This is a genomic window from Streptomyces sp. MK37H (genome assembly GCF_018035285.1).
Taxonomy (GTDB): domain Bacteria; phylum Actinomycetota; class Actinomycetes; order Streptomycetales; family Streptomycetaceae; genus Streptomyces; species Streptomyces endocoffeicus.
Window position 1 is genome coordinate 51429 of the sequence record NZ_JAAAYH010000002.1, and the last position, 19640, is coordinate 71068.

Annotated in this window: 14 protein-coding genes; 6 read left to right on the forward strand and 8 right to left on the reverse strand. The window is 69.9% G+C overall.

Annotated features, from left to right (window positions below; genetic code table 11):
• Positions 1 to 53: 53 nt before the first annotated feature.
• From GWI24_RS00950 to GWI24_RS00985, 8 genes are all read right to left on the reverse strand, one after another.
• The gene (locus GWI24_RS00950; RefSeq protein WP_210943927.1) at positions 54 to 1505 is read right to left on the reverse strand and encodes an FG-GAP-like repeat-containing protein; all 1452 of its coding nucleotides are present in this window, start codon (positions 1503 to 1505) and stop codon (positions 54 to 56) included.
• A 96-nt stretch (positions 1506 to 1601) separates the two neighbouring features.
• Positions 1602 to 2681, reverse strand: coding sequence for a GTP-binding protein (locus GWI24_RS00955; protein ID WP_210943929.1), 1080 nt, complete (start codon positions 2679 to 2681; stop codon positions 1602 to 1604).
• A 148-nt stretch (positions 2682 to 2829) separates the two neighbouring features.
• Positions 2830 to 3837 (reverse strand): aldo/keto reductase, encoded by a 1008-nt coding sequence (locus GWI24_RS00960; protein ID WP_210943931.1) that lies wholly within the window; start codon positions 3835 to 3837, stop codon positions 2830 to 2832.
• A 73-nt stretch (positions 3838 to 3910) separates the two neighbouring features.
• A complete protein-coding gene (locus tag GWI24_RS00965) occupies positions 3911 to 6448 on the reverse strand; it encodes a beta-L-arabinofuranosidase domain-containing protein (protein WP_210943933.1) in 2538 nt (845 codons plus the stop codon).
• Positions 6449 to 6574: 126 nt separating this feature from the next.
• A complete protein-coding gene (locus GWI24_RS00970; RefSeq protein ID WP_210943934.1) occupies positions 6575 to 8017 on the reverse strand; it encodes an RICIN domain-containing protein in 1443 nt (480 codons plus the stop codon).
• Positions 8017 to 9903 carry a family 43 glycosylhydrolase gene (locus tag GWI24_RS00975; RefSeq protein ID WP_210943936.1) on the reverse strand — a complete coding sequence of 629 codons (1887 nt, stop codon included), beginning with the start codon at positions 9901 to 9903 and terminating at the stop codon, positions 8017 to 8019. Before GWI24_RS00975 ends, GWI24_RS00970 begins: the two co-directional genes overlap by 1 nt.
• A 59-nt stretch (positions 9904 to 9962) precedes the next feature.
• Positions 9963 to 11768 carry a family 43 glycosylhydrolase gene (locus tag GWI24_RS44710; RefSeq protein WP_308343288.1) on the reverse strand — a complete coding sequence of 602 codons (1806 nt, stop codon included), beginning with the start codon at positions 11766 to 11768 and terminating at the stop codon, positions 9963 to 9965.
• 254 nt (positions 11769 to 12022) lie between these two features.
• Positions 12023 to 13054, reverse strand: coding sequence for a hypothetical protein (locus GWI24_RS00985; RefSeq protein WP_210943938.1), 1032 nt, complete (start codon positions 13052 to 13054; stop codon positions 12023 to 12025).
• 320 nt (positions 13055 to 13374) lie between these two features.
• Between GWI24_RS00985 and GWI24_RS00990 the strand changes: the two genes are divergently transcribed.
• The 6 genes from GWI24_RS00990 (at position 13375) to GWI24_RS01015 (ending at position 19622) form a co-directional block, all read left to right on the forward strand.
• On the forward strand, positions 13375 to 14460 hold the full coding sequence (locus tag GWI24_RS00990; RefSeq protein WP_210943939.1) for a MerR family transcriptional regulator: 1086 nt from the start codon (positions 13375 to 13377) through the stop codon (positions 14458 to 14460).
• Between the two features lie 180 nt (positions 14461 to 14640).
• On the forward strand, positions 14641 to 16653 hold the full coding sequence (locus tag GWI24_RS00995; protein WP_210943941.1) for a glycoside hydrolase family 127 protein: 2013 nt from the start codon (positions 14641 to 14643) through the stop codon (positions 16651 to 16653).
• A gap of 144 nt (positions 16654 to 16797) precedes the next feature.
• Positions 16798 to 17025 carry a hypothetical protein gene (locus tag GWI24_RS01000; protein WP_210943942.1) on the forward strand — a complete coding sequence of 76 codons (228 nt, stop codon included), beginning with the start codon at positions 16798 to 16800 and terminating at the stop codon, positions 17023 to 17025.
• Positions 17026 to 17155: 130 nt separating this feature from the next.
• Entirely contained in the window at positions 17156 to 17953 is a 798-nt protein-coding gene (locus tag GWI24_RS01005) for an ABC transporter substrate-binding protein (RefSeq protein WP_210943943.1), read from the forward strand.
• 41 nt (positions 17954 to 17994) lie between these two features.
• On the forward strand, positions 17995 to 18780 hold the full coding sequence (locus tag GWI24_RS01010; RefSeq protein ID WP_086881762.1) for an amino acid ABC transporter permease: 786 nt from the start codon (positions 17995 to 17997) through the stop codon (positions 18778 to 18780).
• Between the two features lie 5 nt (positions 18781 to 18785).
• Complete coding sequence (locus tag GWI24_RS01015; RefSeq protein ID WP_308343293.1) at positions 18786 to 19622, forward strand: amino acid ABC transporter ATP-binding protein; 837 nt, start codon at positions 18786 to 18788, stop codon at positions 19620 to 19622.
• Positions 19623 to 19640 lie beyond the last annotated feature (18 nt).

A 19640-nucleotide genomic window follows, 5' to 3' on the forward strand; every position in this document is an offset into this window, starting at 1 on the left:
GGGATCGTCAACTGTTTACGTTCGAAGAGCAGTTGGATGCCGGGGCGATGTGGTTACCGCTGAAAACCGCGCCCCAGGGCCGCACCGGCCTCCGGCGCCCCGAGGGAGTCCGGCCCGAAGGAGACGACACCGCTCGTGGTCAGGCCGCCCGCCTGGCCGCGCAGCGCCCAGGCCGCACCGCTGGTGGACTGGGCGCCGTCCTCGTCGGGCGCGCCCACCGCCAGGTCGTCCTTGCCGTCGCCGTCGGTATCGGCGAGCCCGGTCGCCATGGCGAAGTGGTCGCCCGCCTCCGCGGCACCGGGGACACCGGCGGTGTCCTGGGTGAACGCCTGGGCGCCGGTGCCGGACAGCCCGCCCCGGCCGCCGTAGAGCTGGACGACGCTGCCCGCCTCCTTGACCGAGTCCAGGCTCTCGTACGGGATGCCGACGGCGATGTCCGCGTAGCCGTCGCCGTTGACGTCGCCGGAGCTCAGCGAGTAGCCGAACTGGTCGCCGTCCTCGTTGACGCCGGGGACGCCCGCGGTGTTCTGGTCGATGGTCGTGGTGCGGGTGGTGCTCGGCCCCGACGCGGTGCCGTAGAGGACCTTGAGCGTGCCGTGGTCGTACGGCAGGTTCTCGATGACGTCACCGGGGACGGTGCGCAGGACCAGATCGCCGTGGCCGTCCTTGTCGACGTCACCGATGGTCGCGGAGGCGGCGTCGGTGAGGTCGGCGGCCTTCTGCGACAGGCCCTTGTCGTCGCCCTTGAAGAACAGGCTGGACTGGGACATCTCCTCGAAGGCATGGGTCGAGACGAGGTCGTCCTTGCCGTCGCCGGTGATGTCACCCGCGGTCAGACTGGTCGGCCCGTCGAACCGGCCGGTGTCGGAGAAGGAGCTGCCCGCGTCCTTGCCGTCGCGGGTGAACGGGCCGAGACGGACCCGCACTCCGGTCTTCTCGTCATCCGAGCCCTCGTCGGTGGTGACCACGTCGACCAGGTCGGCGTGGCCGTCACCGTTGAAGTCGCCGCCCACGATGTCGCTGTAGCCCCAGTGGTCGCCGTTGCCGGCGGGCAGCTGGGTGCCACCGGTCAGCCCGTTGGGCGAACCCCACAGGACCGTGATGGCCGGGGAGTCGCCCGTCTGGACCGCCAGATCGGTGTAGCCGTCGCCGTCCAGGTCGCGGGCGACGGTGTGGGCCCCGAAGAACGCCGACGCGGTGGGGTCGCCGGGGACGCCCTCGGTCGCCTGGCTGACGACCTGGCGGTGGGCGGTGTCCGCGCCGGAGGCGGAGCCGTAGACGACGGCGACATAGCCCGCCTTGGTCTTGCCGCCCACCGTGCCGGCGGGGGCGGAGACGGCGAGGTCGGCGCGGCCGTCCTTGTTGAAGTCGACCTTCGGGGCGGCGGCCGCGGCGGGGCGGGCCTCGGCGGCACCCGCGGAGGGTACGGCGAGTAAGGCGGGGGTGGTCACAAGTGCGGCCACCGTCGCGCAGCGCACGACGGTGGTGAGGGAACGGGGGCGCACACTTCCTCCTGCTCGTTGATGAGCGTTTACCTCATGTACACCCAGCAGGACCCGTGACGCCTCCTCAGGGTTGCACGACCGCTTCCAAGGATTTCCCTAGTCCGTCTCGTTCACATAGCGGAGCACGCCCATCATGTGCGTCTCGTCGATCTCTTCCTCGGGCGTCGCCACGCACTCGGCCAGCCGTTTGGTGAGGGTGTCGGCATCGATCCCGGTGCCGATCATCACCAGCTGGGTGGTGCGGGGCTCACCGCGCTCCCAGGGCGAGATCTGGAAGCGGAGATACGAACCGACCGCGTGCAGCCCGAACTTCCGCTCCCGGCCAGCGCCCGCGAAGTGGAGGTACCCCTTGGCGCGGTAGAGACCCACCGGGCGGCTGTCGAGGAACTCCATCAGCCGCCGCGGATGGAGCGGCTCGGCGGTGGAGAACTCCACGCTCTGGTAGGCGGCGTGGAGGTGGTGGCTGTGGTCATGGCCGTGGCCGCGGCTGTCGTCCCCGCACCCGTCCGCGCCACCCGTCTCGTCGGCCCATACATCGGCGAACGAGAGCTGCCGGAAGCCCTCCTCGGCGGTCTCGCGGGGCCGGTGGTCGAAGAGGAGAGCGGGGTCCACACGCCCGTGCGCGGCGGTCACGACCGGCGCGCCGGGGGCGATCTCCTGGAGGGTCTCCAGCAGGCCCCGCCACTCGTCCTCGGCGACGCGGTCCGTCTTGTTGAGCACGACGAGGTCCGCGGCGCGGACATGGCGGTCGAGCTCGGGGTGACGGACGCGGGTGTCCGGGAACTCCGCGGCGTCCACGACCTCCACCAGGCCGCCGTAGACGATCCGCTCATTGCTGCTGGACAGCAGCGCGCGGATCATGCTCTGCGGCTCGGCGAGCCCGCTGGCCTCGATCACCACGACGTCGATGCGCAGTTCGGGATCGGTGAGCCGCTCGAGCATCTCGTCCATCTCGGAGGCGTCCGCCGCACAGCACAGACAGCCGTTCTCGATCGGGATCATCGAATCGACCTGCCCGGCGACGGCCAGGGCGTCGATGTTGATCGATCCGAAGTCATTGACGATGACGCCGATCCGGGTGCCCACGCTGTCCCGCATCAGATGGTTGAGCATCGTCGTCTTGCCGGAGCCCAGAAAACCCGTGACGAGAATGACCGGAATCCGTTGTGTGGCCAAGGCTGTGTCTCCGTGCGGCGGTCCGTGGTGATCTCGGGCGGACCGCTCATGTTATCCGGCCGCCGATGACCATGTCGCGCACGTGACCATGGCCCGCCACGCCGGGCGTGGCGGGCCTCAGGTCCTTCGTGCTCCCGGGCGGGGCCCGTCAGGGGATCTCGATCCCCGCCTCGGCCGAGAGCCGGTCGATCTCGGCCAGCTCGGCGTCGCTGAAGTCGGGCGCGTCCAGCACCGAGACGTTCTGCTCCAGCTGGGCGACGCTGCTCGCGCCGATCAGCACCGAGACCACCCGGGGGTCCCGCAGCACCCATGCGAGCGCCAGCTGGGCGAGGGTCTGACCGCGCCCCTCCGCGAGCTTGTTGAGGGCGTGCAGCAGGGCCAGCCGGTCCTCGGTGAGCGTCTCGCGCTTGAGGAAATGGCCGAGCGCCATGCGCGAATCGGCGGGCACTCCGTGCAGATACCGGTCGGTGAGCTGCCCCTGCGCCAGCGGCGAGAAGGCGATGACCCCGACGCCCGCCTCGGCGGACGCCTGGAGCACCCCGCCCTCGACCCCGCGCTGGAGGATCGAGTACGGGTACTGGTTGATCAGGTACGGGGTGCGCAGCTCCTTCAGGATCGCGGCGGCCTCCGCGATCGCCTCCGGCGGGTAGTTGGACACGCCCGCGTACAGCGCCTTGCCCTGGCGCACCGCGCTGTCGAGGGCGACCATCGTCTCCTCGATCGGGGTGTCCGGGTCGAAGCGGTGGGAGTAGAACACATCGACGTAATCCAGCCCCATCCGGGACAGCGACTGGTCGAGGCTGGCGAGGACGTACTTGCGCGAACCCCAATCGCCGTACGGCCCCGGCCACATGAGGTTTCCCGCCTTGGTGGCGATGAAGAGCTCATCGCGGTAGGGGCGGAAGTCCTGGGCGAAGATCGAGCCGAAGTTGCTCTCGGCGCTGCCGGGCGGCGGACCGTAGTTGTTGGCCAGGTCGATATGGGTGATGCCGAGGTCGAAGGCGCGGCGCAGCACCGCACGCTGGGTCTCCAGGGGGTGGGTGTCGCCGAAGTTGTGCCACAGGCCGAGCGAGACCTTCGGAAGCAGCACACCGCTGCGGCCGCAGCGTTGGTACTGCATGGAGTCGTAGCGGTTCTCGGCGGCGAGGTGGACCATGCGCGTCGTCCTTGTCCGTACGGTGCGGTTGGGATCGGACGGGCCGTGGGGACGGCCCGCCCGCATGAGCTTGTCAGCTTTGGGCCAAAGTGGCGACCTCATTAACGCTGAGTGTCCTGCCGTACACACGGACGTCGTCGAACGCGGCCTTGAGGTACGGGTCCGGGTACTGCGACTTGCCGAGGTAGCCGGCGCGGATGTGGTTGCCGAAGTGGACGGGCTCGACGGTGATGGCGGTGTTGCGCCCCACCTCGCGCCCGCCGACATAGAGGACGGCGGTGCCGCTGCCGTAGGCGACGGCCACATGGACCCACTGGCCGGTGGGCAGCGGGGCGGCCTCGATGCGCTGCTCGGCCCCGCCGCCGCCCGCGGTGATGGCGAAGCGCAGCTTCCCGGAGTCGGCCACGGGGGTGAGGAACATATTGGCGGTGACACCCGTGCCGATGTCGAAGATCCGGGTCCAGGTGGCGGGGGTGCCGTCCAGCCGGACCCAGGTGGCCAGGGTGTACGCACGGGCACCGGCCAGGAGGTCGTCGGCGAGGACGACATGGCCGTCCGTGCCGTTCAGGGCGACCGCGCCGCCGGTCCTGCCCGACGCCCAGGAGGCGCCGCCGACGAGCCGGGCGGTCTTCTCCCGGCCGGTGGCGTCGGCCGCGGTGGTGCCGGAGGTCTCGTCGAAGCGGTGCCAGGCGGCGAAGGCGGGCGGCGGGGTGGGTGGCTGCCCGGTCAGCCAGTACACGTTGTAGTGCTGGTGGTGGACGCGGGCGACCGGCAGCAGGGTCACGCTCTCCCCACTGGCCGTGGCGCTGAACCGCAGGGGGCTGGTGGCCGTCCGGGACACGGATCCGGTGTCCAGACGCGGCATGGTCATTCCGGTGCGGCCGCCGTACGCCCCGGCGAGCACCACCGGCCCGTAGAGCACGGCCTGGACGTCGGGGTCGTCGGGGGTGGGGTCGAACGTCAGCTTCATCGGCAGGGTCACCTCGACCCGGTCGCCGGTCTTCCACTGGCGGTCGATGATCAGCCGGCTGCCGGGGGCCGGCCGGTCGGCGAGGGTGGTGCCGTTGAGCGTGGCGCGGGCCCCGGCCGCCCAGGAGGGGATGCGGACGCGCAGTTCGAGGGAGGCCGCGCCGGAGGTGACGGTGAGGGTGGTGGTCTGCTGGTCGGGGAAGCCGGTGGTCTGGCGCCAGGTGATGCCCTTGTCCTGCCAGCGCAACTCGGAGGGGATGAAGAGGTTCACCAGCAGACTGCGGTCGGCGTGGGTGTAGATGGTGTCCGCGAACTTGGCCTGGGTCTCCATGCCGCTGCCGTGGTCGCAGGAGAAGTTGTCGTAGTCGGTGGAGTACTGGTCGGGGTCGGTGCCCATGAAGGACGGCTGCTGTTTGAAGGAGCCGGGGGCGAGGCCCGTGTAGTAGATGTTGAAGCCGTGGGCCGAGTCCGGGTCCTGCTCCCCCAGCATCTGGTTGAGCAGGGTGCGCTCGTAGTAGTCGAGCAGATCCACGCGCTCCGGCGCGTGGAAATGGATCAGCCGGGTGAGCTTGAGCATGTTGTAGCTGTTGCAGTTCTCGCAGCAGTTGTTGGAGAGCTGGGCGGCGATGGCGTCGGGCTCGTGGAACGCCTCCCCGTTGCTGTTGCCGCCGATCACATAGGTGTGGTGATCGGTGACGATCTTCCAGAAGTTCTCGCCGATGGTGCGGTATCGGCTGTCGAGCCCCTCCTCCCACAGCCGCATCGCGCCGACCATCTTGGGGATCTGGGTGTTGGCGTGCAGTCCGGCCAGCCGGTCCTCGTTCCGGGCCAGCGGGTCGAAGACGCGGGCGTGGGTGAAGCGCTCGGCGACCTTCAGCCAGCGGCTGTCGCCGGTGATGGCGTGCAGATCGGCGAGGACGTCGTTCATGCCGCCGAACTCGGTCTGCAGTACCCGCTGCATCTGGTCGTAGCTGAGCTTGCCGGTGCGGGAGTCGACCCAGGCTGCCTGGCGCTCCACGGTTTCCAGGGCCTCGGCGTTGCCCGCGAGCCGGTACTGGTCGACGAGCCCGGCCATGATCTTGTGAATGGTGTAGTACGGCGCCCACACCCCGGTACCGGCCTCCAGCCGGTCGAAGAAGCTCTCGGGGAACGCCGAGAGATAGCCCTGGCCGTAGCCCGCGGCCGGGGACTTGGCCTGGCAGGCGGCGAGTGCCGAGACCAGCTTGCGGCCCTTGTCGAGCAGGGCGGTGTCGCCGGTGCCCGCGTAGCCGAGGGCCAGCCCGGACAGGAGGTGGCCGGTGCTGTGGCCGCGCAGTTCCGTGCTGGGGCTCTCCCAGCCGCCGCAGGGCTGGGCGCTGCTGGGGAGGCCCACGTTGAGGCGGAAGGTGTGCAGCAGCCGGTCGATGTCGACGAAGCGCAGATAGGCGGTGTTGCGGGACTGGTTGTCCTTGAAGGCACCGGGGAGCAGGGTCACGGCGGTGAGCGGAAAGGGCTGGGCACTGGTCAGCGCCTTGGGTTTGCGGTGGGTGGCGCCGGGGGCCGCCGCCGCGGCGGTGGATCCGGCGGTGACGGTGAGCGCCACGGCCGCGGCGCCGGAGGCCGTGGTGGCGATGAAGTGCCGTCTGTCGACTGGTTCGCTCATGACTTCCCTCACTGAGGTTCGAAATTACGAACAACGTCCGACATCGTGTGCACCGTGAAGGTACCCTCCCGGGGACGTCAACAGCCCCCAGGCACTGGAGCTCAGGCACCGGCGGTGCGGGGTCGGTCAGCCGCGCCGCCACTGCTGGTTGGCGCCGCCGGTGCAGCTCCACTGGAGGAGCGCGGCCTTGTCCGCCGTGGACTCGTCCGCCACGTCCAGGCACTTGCCGCTGGAGCGGGCGGTGAACCGGACGTAGCCGTCACCGGTGTCGGTGGCCCGCCACTGCTGGTTCGTCCCCGCGCCACAGGCCGACTGGACCACGGCGGCGCCGTCGGCGGTGGAGCCGCCGGCCACCGTCAGACACTGGGAGCTGTGCCGGGCGACCAGCTGGACCTGGCCACCGCCCACGTCCTTGGACCAGAACAGCTGATTGCCACCGCCGTTGCAGGTGTACTGGACGGCCGCGGTGCCATCGGTCTGCGAGCCGGAGACGATGTCGGCGCACTTGCCGCTGTGCCGCGCCGTGAGCGTGGTGTACGGGCCGCCGGAGCCGGTCACCGTGCCCGCCGCCGTGTCGATGGTGAGCTGCGGATACCAGTCCATGGTGAGGGTGGTGGCGGTGGGGAAGGCCAGCGGCAGCCAGACGTAGCGCGAGTCGTTGACGGTGCCGCCGAAGGAGTTCCCCCAGCGGTCGCCCAGATAGAGGTACGAGGTGGTGCCGCTGCCCTGTACCGGCAGGACGTACGCGGTCTGCGAGCCGTAGGCGGTGGCGTCGCCGACGTTGCGCATCGCGCTCCAGGGGCCCGCCAGACTGGTGGCGGTGGCGTACTGCTGCTGGTTGGGGTTCCAGCCGGTGGCGCCGGAGGTCAGCATGAAGTACACGTTCCCGCGCTTGAAGAGCGCCGGTGCCTCGCGGTGGCCGCCTGGCCAGGGGTTGGCCACCAGGCTCGCCACCCCGGTGTAGTCGTCGGTCAGCCGGTAGATGTGCAGGTCGTAGTTGTCCCGGGCGGCCGAGACCATGTATCCGGCGCCGTCGCCGTCCTGGAAGAGGGTGATGTCCCGGGACATATGCTGGCCCAGCGGGCGGAAGCTGCCCCGCCAGGTGTAGTCACCGTCGATGGTGGCGGAGGTGGCGACGGCCGCGCGCGCCTCGCCGTAGTCGCTGCCGTTCTCCTTGTGCATCCACATCACGTACTGCCTGGTCCGCTCGTTGTAGAGCACCTTGGGCCGTTCGATGTTGGCGGAGGCCAGCTCGGGGTCGGTGGCCTGGGTGAGGACGTGGCGGCGGAACTCCCAGGTCTTCAGGTCCGTGGAGCGATAGGCGGAGACATAGCGGAAGGTGTTGTCGGCGTTGCGGTTCTCACCGAACCAGTAGTAGTAGCCGCCGGACTTGATGACTCCCCCGCCGTGGGCGTGCACCACCTCGCCCGATGTGGTGGTGAACTGTGTGCCGTTGGCGACGGTGACGGGGGCGGCCTGCGCCGCGCCGGCTCCCGCCAACGGGGCGAGCAGCCCGAGGACGGCGGCAATGACGAGGGTCCACAGACGTGCTCTGGGACGTCCGCGCATCACACGGTCTCCTTCAGAACGGTGAAGTGGCGGGCGAATCCGGTGAGCCCGGGCAGTTCCCGGATCGGGGTCCAGGTCCGGAAGCCGTCGAGGCTGTCGCTGTAGTAGTACTTCTGCTCGGTGTAGCCGTCGAAGTAGATCCGCCAGCCGCCGTTGTCCAGGCGCACCAGCGCCGGTCCCTCGCGCCAGCTGCCCCAGCCCGCCCAGTCGCCGGTGCCGCGGAAGGTGTACGGCCCGCCGAGGCTGGTGGCCGTGGCGTGCTCGATGTACTTGGTCGTCTCCTGCTTGGTGAAGGCGTGGTACTGCCCGGCATGGCGGACGACGAAGGTGTCGATGTAGTTGGCGGTGTCCAGGCCCTTCAGCGGTGTGGGCGTGGACCAGGACGACAGCGAGGCGTTGGTGGCGGTGAGCAGATGCGGCCGGAAGATGTAGTCGGGTGTGGAGGTGGTGTCCAGCGAGACGATGATGTGGACGCCACCGCCGTCGTCCACGAAGAACTCCGGCGCCCAGGTGCGTTCCAGCCCGGCCACCGGGAGGGTGTGGTTGCGGACGAAGGTCCAGTTGACGCGGTCGCGGCTGCGCGCGAAGCCGATGGTGTTCCCGGTCCAGTTGGTCGTGTAGACGATGTAGTAGTAGCCGTCGGTGTGCTTGATGACGCTGGGGTCGCGGATCAGCCCGGACGGCGGGGTGTAGGCGGGCCCCTTGAGCAGCGTGTACGTGGTCGCGTCGGACGACTGGTAGACGTACATGTTCGACTCGCTGCTGTTGGTGAACGCCGTCATGGTGAAGCGGGTGGCGGCCGTGGTGTCCCGCGCGGGCGCGTCGGCCACGGGCACACCGAAGTCCGGGGTGCCATCGCCCTTCCAGCCGAGCGCCTGGACACGGGTGTGCCGGTTGGGATCGTTCAGCGGGTCACCGGTGATGTCCTTGTACTGGCGGGCGTGGTAGACGAGGAGGTCGGTGCGGCCGTCCTCGGCGACGGTGAAGGAGTTGTGGCCGGGCCCGTACTGCTTGGTGGTGTCATTGCTGGTGAAGACCGGCTGCGGACTCTTCTTCCAGGACGCGGCGGCGAGCAGATCGCTGCCGGCGGAGGCGATCAGCAGCCCCATGCAGTAGTTGGCGTCGGTGGCGCTGGCGGAGTAGGTGAGGAAGACCCGGCCGTTCCGCTGGAGGACCGAGGGGCCCTCGTTGACCTTGAAGCCACGGGTCTCCCAGTCGTATGTCGGCCGGGAGATCTCCACCTGGGGCCCGGTGATGGTCCACGGATTGGCCATCCGGGCGAGGTAGATGCTCGAGTTGTTGCCGACGTCCGGGTTGCTCTGGGCCCAGACGAGATAGCGGGTGCCCTGGTGGGTGAAGGTGGAGGCGTCGAGAGAGAAGGAGTCGATGGGCGTGACGATGCGGCCCTTCTCGGTCCAGGTCCCGGCGAAGGGGTTGGCGCTCGCGTTCTCCAGCACCCACATCCGGATCTTCCAGACGTCGTTTCCGGGCGCCGAGGCGAAGTAGATGTACCACTTGCCGTCGATGAAGTGGATTTCCGGGGCCCATATATGGGCGCCCATGTCGCCGCTGGTGTGCTTCTTCCAGATCACCGACTCGGCGGCGGTGGCCAGGCCGCCGATGGTCCTGGAGCGCCGCAGGACGACGCGGTCGTACTCGGGGACGGTGGCCGTGAAGTAGTAGTAGCCATCCGTGTGCTTGAGGATGTGCGGATCGGCGCGCCGGCGCACCAGCGGATTGGCGTACGCGAGGGCCTTGGCGGCCGCTTGCGGCGCGGCGGGGGTGGCGGCCCGCGCGATGCCGGGTGTTCCGGCGGCCGCCCCCAGGACGAGGGCGCCCATCACCACGCGTCTGCGGCTGGGCTGGTGCTCTTCGCTGCGGCTCATACGGTTCTCTCCTGCTCTGGCGGGTGATGCGCCTGACTTCGGACGGGCTTGCTGCCGGTCTATGGGACGGGCTCGATGCCGGCCTGCGTCGGGCGGATCTTCTGAATGGTGCCGTCGGGGCCGAACCGCATCCGGTCGATGGCGACTTCGCGATGGGTGCCGTCGCCGCCGGGGCGGGCGAAGCGGTGGTAGACGATGTACCACTCGTCGCGGCCCGGGACCTGGATGACGGAGTTGTGGCCGGTGCCGAGGATCTGATCACCGGGGTCCTTGGCCAGGGCCGGGTTGCCCGCCGCCTTGGTGAAGGGGCCGAGGGGTGAGTCGGAGACTCCGTAGGCCACGCGGTAGTCAGGGCTTCGGGTGTCGTCCTCCGACCACATCGCGTAGTAGCGGCCCGCGCGCTTGAAGACGGTCGGGGCCTCGTTGTAGCCGGGCGGGGTGATCTTCACCGGCTGGGTGGCGAAGGAGACCATGTCGTCGTTCAGCCGGGCCGCCTCGAAGGCACCCTGCCCGAAGTAGAGGTAGGGGGTGCCGTCGTCGTCGATGAAGGCGTCCGGGTCGATGGACTGGTGGCCGAACTGCCCCTTGGCGACCAGCGGTTTGCCGAGGGCGTCGGTGAACGGCCCCTTGGGGCTGGAGGACTTGGCGACGCCGATGGACTGGCAGGCGCTGAAGTACATCCAGTAGGTGTCGCCCTTCTTCACCACCGAGGGGGCCCAGGCGTTCTCGTGGCACCAGGAGACATCGGCGAGGTCGAGGGCGGGGCCGTGGTCGGTCCAGTGGACGAGGTCGGGCGAGGAGAAGCCGTTGAAGCGGGTGCCGCTCCAGCCGGGGTGGCCGTCCTCGGTGGGGTAGATCCAGTACCGTCCCTCGGCGTACATCACATCGGGGTCGGCGTGGTAGCCGGGCAGGGCGGGGTTGGCATCGCCGGGCCGCACGGTGGCGGTCTCCCGGATGACGGTGCCGTGGCGTACCACCCCCGACAGGCCGGGCAGTTCCCGTTTGGGCGTCCAGTGCTCCAGGTCGGGGCTGTCGCTGTAGTAGTACTTCTTGACGGTGTAGCCGTCCATGAACATGCGATAGCCCCCGCCGGGGAGGGCGACGACGGTCTGGCCCTCCAGCAGGCTGCCCCATCCCGCCCAGTCGCCCTTGCCGGTGAAGCGGTACGGGCCGGTGACGCGGTCGGCGACGGCGTGCTCGATGAGTTCGCCCGTGGCGTTCTTGGTGAACGCGTGGTAAGTGGCGCCCTTACGGACCACGAAGGTGTCGATGTAGCCGTTGTAGTCGCTCTCGCTCGGCGAGATGCCCTCGAGCGGCTGGGGCTCGCTCCACTTGGTGAGGGTGTCGTCGAGGGCGGTGAGAACGTAGGGCTGGAAGTGCCGGTAGGCGGTGGGCCCGGTGGACAGCGAGACGACGATGCGGACCTTGCCGTCGGGCGCGTCGGTGAAGAACTCCGGTGCCCAGGTGTTGTTGGCGGCCACGCCGTGATCGATGTCGGCGAGATGGGTCCAGGTGCGGCGGTCGTCGCTCACGGCGAGGCCGAAGGTGGTGCCGGTCCATCCGGTGGTGTACGCGACGTAGTAGCGGCCGCCGCGGTGGATGACGCTGGGGTCGCGGACGAGACCGGAGGGCGGGGTGTACGCCTTGTCCTGGATCGACCAGAAGTTCTGCGCGTCGTCGGACCCGTAGACGTACATATTGCTCTCGCTGCTGTTCGTGAAGGCGGTGAACAGATAGCGGGAGACCGTGGTGGACTGCTGCACGGCGCGTCCGCTCCCGTCGTTCCGGTGGTGCTCCGCGGCGTGCACACGGTTCGCGGTGAGGGGGACCACGAGAGCGAGGGCGGCCAGCAGCGCGAGCAGCACTGCCGGCGCTCTCCAGGGTCGGGTGGCATGCGGGGGCATCAGAAGGCTCCTGCGATCCGAAGTGATCGAATTTGTTCGGATATTAAGGGTTCTGATGACTTCCGACAGCCCCTGGAGAGGGTGCGAAAGTTTCGAAAACCCTGGAGCCCTGGAGGACGCGCGATGACGTGGTGGGGCGAGGAGGCGGCTTCGCGACGCGGTGACGGGAGCGGTCCGGCGACGCGGTGACGGGGTGGATCAGACGAAGGAATGGATCAGACGAAGGTCTGGCGCTGCAGCCAGAGGTCCCTGGCGGTTCCGCTGCCCTGGATGAAGACGTAGAGCAGGTTCTCCTCGTTGAGGATGGGGACGCCGACGCCCGCGGAGCCGATGACCCCGCCCAGGGACTGGAAACCGCTGTACGCCGTGCCGTTCTCCGTGTTCTGCACGGCGACCCACAGGGCGTTGTCGGTGGCCTTGATGAACACGTTGATCCGGCCGTCCTGGGCCAGGGCGCAGGTGGGCCGCCAGACGATCTGCGCACCGAGGCTCACGGGGGCGCCGAACGTGTCGTAGTCGTCGCTCTGCCCGACCCGCCGGACGGACCCGTCGGAACCCCGGTAGAAGATCTGCACCCGTCCCGCCGCGTCCAGGCACACCGACGGGCGGCTGGTCACATTGGTGGCATTTGGGGAGAACGCCTCCCAGGCGGCGGAGTTCGCGATTTGCTGCTGGATGGTGTACAGGGTCTCGCCCGTGCCCTTGACCGCCACCACGAGCCGCCCTCCCCCGTCGAGAATGGGCGAGGGCGTGGCGAAGATGGCACCCCCGAGCGATGCCGCGGACGTGTAGGTCTCGTACTGCAGATCCTGGTTGCGGATGTACCACAGGGCGTTGTCGATGCCGGGGAAGAACACATAGATGCGGCCATCGGCGCCGAGCGCCGCGGCCGGGTCGTCCCCGATGCCGGTGACCAGGGTCTGGGGCGGTCCGTACCCGGAGTTGATGGAGGTCTGGGTGATGACCTCCAGATTGTTGCTCGGGGTGCGGTAGAAGACCCGGACCTTTCCGTCCTTGCCCCGGATCGGCGCCGGGATGCCGTCGACGGACAGGCCCGGATATTGCTGCCACGGCTCCCAAGTGCCGTCGCGGGCCTCCACCCTGCTCCACAGGACGTTCGACCCGCCCCGGATGAAGACCTGCACCCGGTCGTCGGCGAACGTGACCGGGGCGGGCTCGGAGTGGATGCCACCCTGGAGATTGATCCAGGTGCCCCAGACGGTGCCGGGAGTGGTGGAAACGGCCATGAGAGGACCTCCCTCTTCTCTTGAGGCCTCGCGAGGCCTCGTCAGCCCACGAGAGTGCGCGGATACACCGTCAATTCCCGGGGCAAGCATGGCGGATACCCGAAAAAGCAAGATGTACGGATATGACCGACTCATTGCCATGAGAGGTTGATATCGGATTGCACGTGCTCGCTTGCTTCGGGAATTCGTCGTGCGAGAGGAGCGATACTGATCGCAAGCCCGGCGGCACTCCTCGCCCCCTCGCCAATTGACCTTCCCCCTCGGGGAAGCCCGAGCATCGTGGTCGCCGGGCGAGGTGCCCGGCGACGAGGAGGGCGAGCATGGGGCTGCTGACCATCGGTGCGTTCGCGAGGGCGTCGCGGCTGTCCCCCAAGGCGCTGCGCCTGTACGACGAGCTCGGGCTGCTGCCGCCCGCCCGCGTCGATCCGTACTCCGGCTACCGCCGCTACGATCCGGCCCAGCTGGAGCGGGCCCGTCTGGTGGCGTGGCTGAGGCGGCTCGGCATGCCGCTGGCCGACATCCGGGCGGTGTGCGGGCTGGAGCCGGAGGCGGCGGCGCGGGAGGTGCGCGCGTACTGGGCGCGGGTCGAGGCCGACACCGCCGCCCGGCGGGACCTGGCCGCCTTCCTCGTCGACCATCTGTCCGGGAAGGACACCACGATGTCTTCCGACCACACCACCCTGGGAATCCGCTACGCCGTGCTCTCCGACACCGGCTCGGTCCGGGAGAGCAATGACGACGCGGGCTACGCCGGTCCGCGCCTGCTCGCCGTGGCCGACGGCTTCGGGGGCGGACGACACGCCGGCGAAGCGGCGATCGAGGCGCTCAAACCGCTGGACGCGGGTGTCCCCGGCGGGGAACTGCTCAGCGCCCTGGAGGAGGCGGCGCACCGGGCCCATGAGTCGGTCTCCGCGCTGGCCGCGTCCGACCCCGCGCTGCGGGACGTCGGCACGACGCTCACCGCGATGGTGTGGTCGGGCTCCCGGCTCGGGCTGGTCCACATCGGCGACTCGCGCGCCTATCTGCTGCGCGACGGTGAGCTCTTCCAGATCACCCATGACCACACGGTGGTCCAGTCGCTGATCGACGAGGGGCGGATCACCCTCGAGGAGGCCGCCTCGCACCCCCAGCGGGCGCTGCTGCTGCGCGCCGTGGGCGCCGGCTCGGCGTTCGAGCCGGACTTCGCCCTGCGGGACGCCCGCGCCGAGGACCGCTATCTGCTGTGCTCGGACGGGCTGACGGGGGTCGTGCCCACCGAGGAGATCCAGCGCGTGCTCGCCTCGGAGGACGACCCGGGCCGGGCCGTACGGGACCTGGTCGCCCTCGCCAACCGCGCGGGCGGGCCCGACAACGTCACCTGCGTGGTGGCCCATGTGGCCGAGCAGGCGGCGCCGACCTCGGCCTGAGCCGCCGCTCCGGCCGGCTCGCCCGCCCGCCGATTCCGGTTGTTGAACGTTGATGAATGGTGTGTACAAGGTCTTGTCGGCCGGAAGAACGCGTCCATATGCTCGCGACGGAAACCGGTTTCCACTCCTGCGTGACCGGGAGACGGGCATGACCGGCGGCGCGGCGTAAGGGGTGGGCGGATGTCCGCAGGTCCGATCCGGCTCACTCGGGAAGCGCGCACCGCGCTCCGCCCGGCCACCGCGGCGCGGATCACCGGGGGCTTCTGGGCCGCCAGACGACGCGTCAACGCCGAGGTGAGCGTTCCCCAGGGGCCGGACCGGCTGGAGCGGGCGGGCAATCTCGCCAACCTCCGGGCCGCCGCGGGAGCGGCGCCGGAGGAGTCCGGCTTCCGGGGCGACTTCCCGTTCCAGGACTCCGATGTGCACAAGTGGCTGGAGGCGGCGTCCTGGCAGCTGGCCGACGGCGGCGAGGGACCGGCCGAGGAGGAGTTGTCCCGGCAGACGGAGCGGCTGGCCGGGCTGATCGCGGCCGCCCAGGCCGAGGACGGCTATCTCCAGACGTACTACCAGCTGGGCCCGGACGCCCGGCGGTGGGCGGATCCGCACTGGGGGCACGAGCTCTACTGCGCGGGCCATCTCCTCCAGGCCGCGGTCGCCCACCACCGGGCAACCGGCCGGGACGGGCTGCTCGATGTGGCGGTGCGGTACGCCGATCTGATCGACGCCACGTTCGGGCCCGGCAAGGACGAGACGGTGTGCGGACATCCGGAGATCGAGACCGCGCTGGTCGAGCTGTACCGGGAGACCGGTGAACGGCGCTATCTCGATCTGGCCGGGTACTTCGTGGACCGGCGCGGGCGGGGCAGCCTCGGCGACGGCCCGCCGGAGGGCTCGCCCGGCCCCCGCCCCGGGGCGCCCTACTGGCAGGACCACGTCCCGGTGCGGGAGGCGACGGCGGTCGCCGGGCATGCGGTACGCCAGCTGTATCTCCTGGCCGGGGCCGCCGATGTGGCGGCGGAGACCGGCGATGAGGGGCTGCGGGAGGCCCTGGTGCGGCTCTGGGAGGACATGGCCGCGACAAAGACCCATCTGACCGGCGGAGTCGGCTCCCGGCACGAGCTGGAGTCGTTCGGCGACGCGTACGAGCTGCCGCCGGACCGCGCGTACGCCGAGACCTGCGCGGCCATCGCCGCCATCCACTTCGGCTGGCGGATGGCGCTGCTGACCGGGGAGGCCCGCTACAGCGATCTGGTCGAGCGGACCCTGTTCAACGGCTTCGCGTCGGGAGTGTCGATCGACGGTGAGCGCTGGCTCTATGTGAATCCGCTGCGGGTCCGCCACGACGATGAGAACCGTAAGGACGATGAGAACCGTAAGGCCGCCACCGGGGACCAGAGCGCACACCGGACGCCGTGGTTCCGGTGTGCCTGCTGCCCGCCCAATGTAATGCGGCTGCTGGCCTCGCTGCCGCACTACATGGCGAGCGGCGACGCCGAGGGGCTCCAGCTGCACCAGTACGCGTCCGGCTCGTACGAGGCGGGCGGCGGCGCGGTGCGGGTGGGGACCGGCTACCCCTGGGAGGGGCGGATCGCGGTGGTCGTGTACGCGGCCCCGCCGGAGAAGGACTGGACGCTGTCGCTGCGCATCCCGCACTGGGCGCGGACGTACGAGGCGACGGTCGGCCGGGAGCCGGTGGCCGAGCGGGCCGAGAACGGCTGGCTGCGGCTGCGGCGGCGCTGGCGGCCCGGTGAGACGGTCGTGCTGAGCCTGCCCCTGGACCCCCGGCTCACCCGACCCGATCCGCGGGTCGACGGGGTGCGCGGCTGTGCCGCGATCGAGCGCGGCCCGCTGGTGTACTGCCTGGAGCAGCCCGATCAGCCCGCCGGGCTGCGGCTGGACGACATCGGCCTCGACCCGGATGCCGCGCTGATCCCGGAGCACCGGCCGGAGCTGCTGGGCAGGGTGACCGTGATCACCGCCCTGGCTCTGCCCCACACCGTCGCGCGCGACGGCTGGTGGCCGTACCGGAGCGGCGGTACGGGCCCCGGCGGGGCCGCGGGCGGCGCGGGCGGCGCGGGCGGCGCGAAGGCCCCCGAGCCGGTCCCGGTGACCGCGATCCCGTACTACGCGTGGGCGAACCGCGAGCCCGGCGCGATGCGGGTGTGGATCCCGGTCCAGACCCCGCCCGGCTGACGGTCCATGCCCCGCCCGGCTGGTCCTCGCCGACCAGGGGCATGGATCACCCATGCCCGCCGGAACTCGGCGGACACCCCACGCGTTCATCGCTCGAGGAACACGCTCCTGTGCCCGAGCGGCACCGGCCGACGGAGGTGCCCCGTGAGCACCGGATCCACACCCCGAGGGGACGACGCCGACGACTGGGACGACGTCGTCCTCGACGCGGACTTCATACGGGACGCCGAGGTCACCGAGCCCGCCGCGCGCACCCGGATGCTGACCGCGCGCTGGCGGCGCGGCGCGCCCGAGCCCCAGCCCTGGCGGGCGGACGAGCCGCCGGCCGGCTGGTTCTGGAGCAAGCGCCGCAGGCGGCGCCGGCGGCGCTGACCTCGCCTCTCCGTTACCCGGTCGCAATTGCACGCGTAAAGACACGGCGCCACTTCCGGTGGGAGGATGCGGCCCGACTCACTGATCATGAGATCCGTGGTCGTCCGCCGACCCTGCCCCCGGAGGTGCCGTGTTCGCTCGCTCCGCGTTGCCGCCCGTCATAGCCGTCGCCGCCGTATCCGCCCTGCTGGCCGGATGCACCAGCACCAAGTCGTCGGGGTCCGGCGGCAAGGACATCAGCCTGGTGAATTCCGGGAAGCTCACGACCTGCACCCATCTGCCCTACCCGCCCTTCCAGTCCAAACAGGGCAAGAAGATCGTCGGTTTCGATGTGGACATGGTCGATCTCGTGGCCTCCGCGCTCCATGTGAAGCAGGAGATCGTGGACACGCCCTTCGAGGGCATCCAGTCCGGGGAGGACCTCAACACCAACCAGTGCGACGTGGCCGCCGCCGGGATGACCATCACCGAGGTGCGCGAGAAGAACCTGGACTTCTCCGCCCCCTATTTCGAGGCCACACAGGCGCTGCTCACCGCCAAGGGCAAGCCGTTCAAGTCCCTCGCCGACCTCAAGGGCAAGAAGCTCGCGGTCCAGCAGGGGACCACCGGTGAGGCGTACGCCCAGAAGCACGCCAAGGGCGCGAAGCTGGTCCAGTTCGAGGACCTCGCGCTGCTGCTGACCGCCGTCAAGACCGGGCAGACCGACGCGGGAATCAACGACAACGGTGTGCTCTACGACTACGTCAAGGACAACCCCGACACCGCGGTGGCGGCCGAGTTCGACACCGGCGAGCAGTACGGCATCGCCGTGCGGACCGGCAATGACGCACTGCGCAAGAAGATCAACGCGGTGCTGAAGGACGCCCGGGCGGACGGCTCCTACGACCGCATCTACAAGAAGTGGTTCGGCACCGCGCCCAAGAAGTGACGCCCGCTGACGGCCATCGGAGCTGAGGAGTCCGCACACTTATGGCAATGACCCGCCGGCAGCGGGTGCGGGCGATACGAGCGGTGCAGTACGCCGTGCTCATCGCCCTGCTGCTCGCCATCGTCCTGGCCGCGGACTGGGGTGAACTGCGGCGCGCGTTCTTCGACGCCGAGGTCGCCCGGTCCCTGTTTCCCGACATCATCACCACCGCCCTGGTCAACACCGTCGTCTACACCCTGCTCGGCTTCGGCTTCGGCCTGGTCCTCGGGGTGGTGCTGGCGCTGATGCGGCTTTCGCAGGTGCCGCCGTACCGCTGGCTGGCGGTGGCCTACATCGAGTTCTTCCGCGGGGTGCCCGCGCTGCTGGTGTTCATCGCGCTGGGCTTCGGGGTGCCGCTCGCCTTCCAGGTGGCGCTGGACCGGTATGTCACGGTCATGCTGGCGCTGGGGCTCGTCGGCGCCGCCTATATCGCGGAGACGATGCGTGCGGGCATCCAGGCGGTGCCCAAGGGGCAGATGGAGGCGGCGCGTTCGCTGGGCATGTCCCACAGCCGGGCGATGGCCTCGATCATCATCCCGCAGGCGTTCCGGATCGTCCTGCCGCCGCTCACCAATGAACTGGTGCTGCTGACCAAGGACTCCTCCCTGGTCTATCTGCTGGGGCTCTCCCTGGACCAGTACGAGCTGTCCAAGTTCGGCCGGGACGCGCTGAATCAGCACCGCAGCCTCACCCCGATCCTGGTCGCCGGGGTGTGCTACCTGATCATCACCGTTCCGCTCGGCCACTTGGTGCGGCGGCTCGAGGCCCGTGCGGCGAAGGCGAGGTGACGGGCGTGAAGGAGACGACGGAGGCGAAGGGGACCGGCGAGGCGGACGGCATCGCCATCCGGGTGGCGGGTCTGCACAAGTCCTTCGGTGAGCTGGAGGTGCTCAAGGGCATCGATCTCACCGTACGGCGGGGCGAGGTGGTCTGTGTCATCGGCCCCTCGGGATCGGGCAAGTCGACGCTGCTGCGCTGTGTGAACCTCCTGGAGGAGCCGACCTCGGGCTCGGTCACCGTGGCGGGGACCGAGGTCACGGACCCGGATGTGGACATCGACCGGGTGCGGCGGCGGATCGGCATGGTGTTTCAGGCGTTCAACCTCTTTCCGCACCTGACAGCCCTGGAGAACCTCACCATCGCCCAGCGGCGGGTACTGCGCCGCGACAAGGCTGAGGCGGTGCGGATCGGTCGGGAGACCCTGCGGCGGGTCGGCCTGAGCGACAAGGAGTCGGCCTATCCGGCGCAGTTGTCGGGCGGGCAGCAGCAGCGGGTGGCCATCGCCCGGGCCCTGTCGATGGACCCGGAGCTGATGCTCTTCGACGAGCCGACGTCGGCGCTCGATCCGGAGCTGGTCGGCGATGTGCTCGCGGTGATGCGCGCCCTGGCCGACGAGGGCATGACGATGCTGGTCGTCACCCATGAGATGAGCTTCGCGCGGGAGGTCGCCGACCGGGTCGTGTTCATGGACGACGGGGTGATCGTGGAGGAGGGCGGACCGGAGCAGGTCGTGTCCGATCCGGTCCACCCCCGCACCCGCGCCTTTCTCACCCGGGTGCTCAACCCGGCCGCGGCGCGGGTCGGGGAGGTGCCGGACACGGGCCCGCACGGAGCGCGGATCGACCGCTGAGTCGCGTGCGGGCGGGGG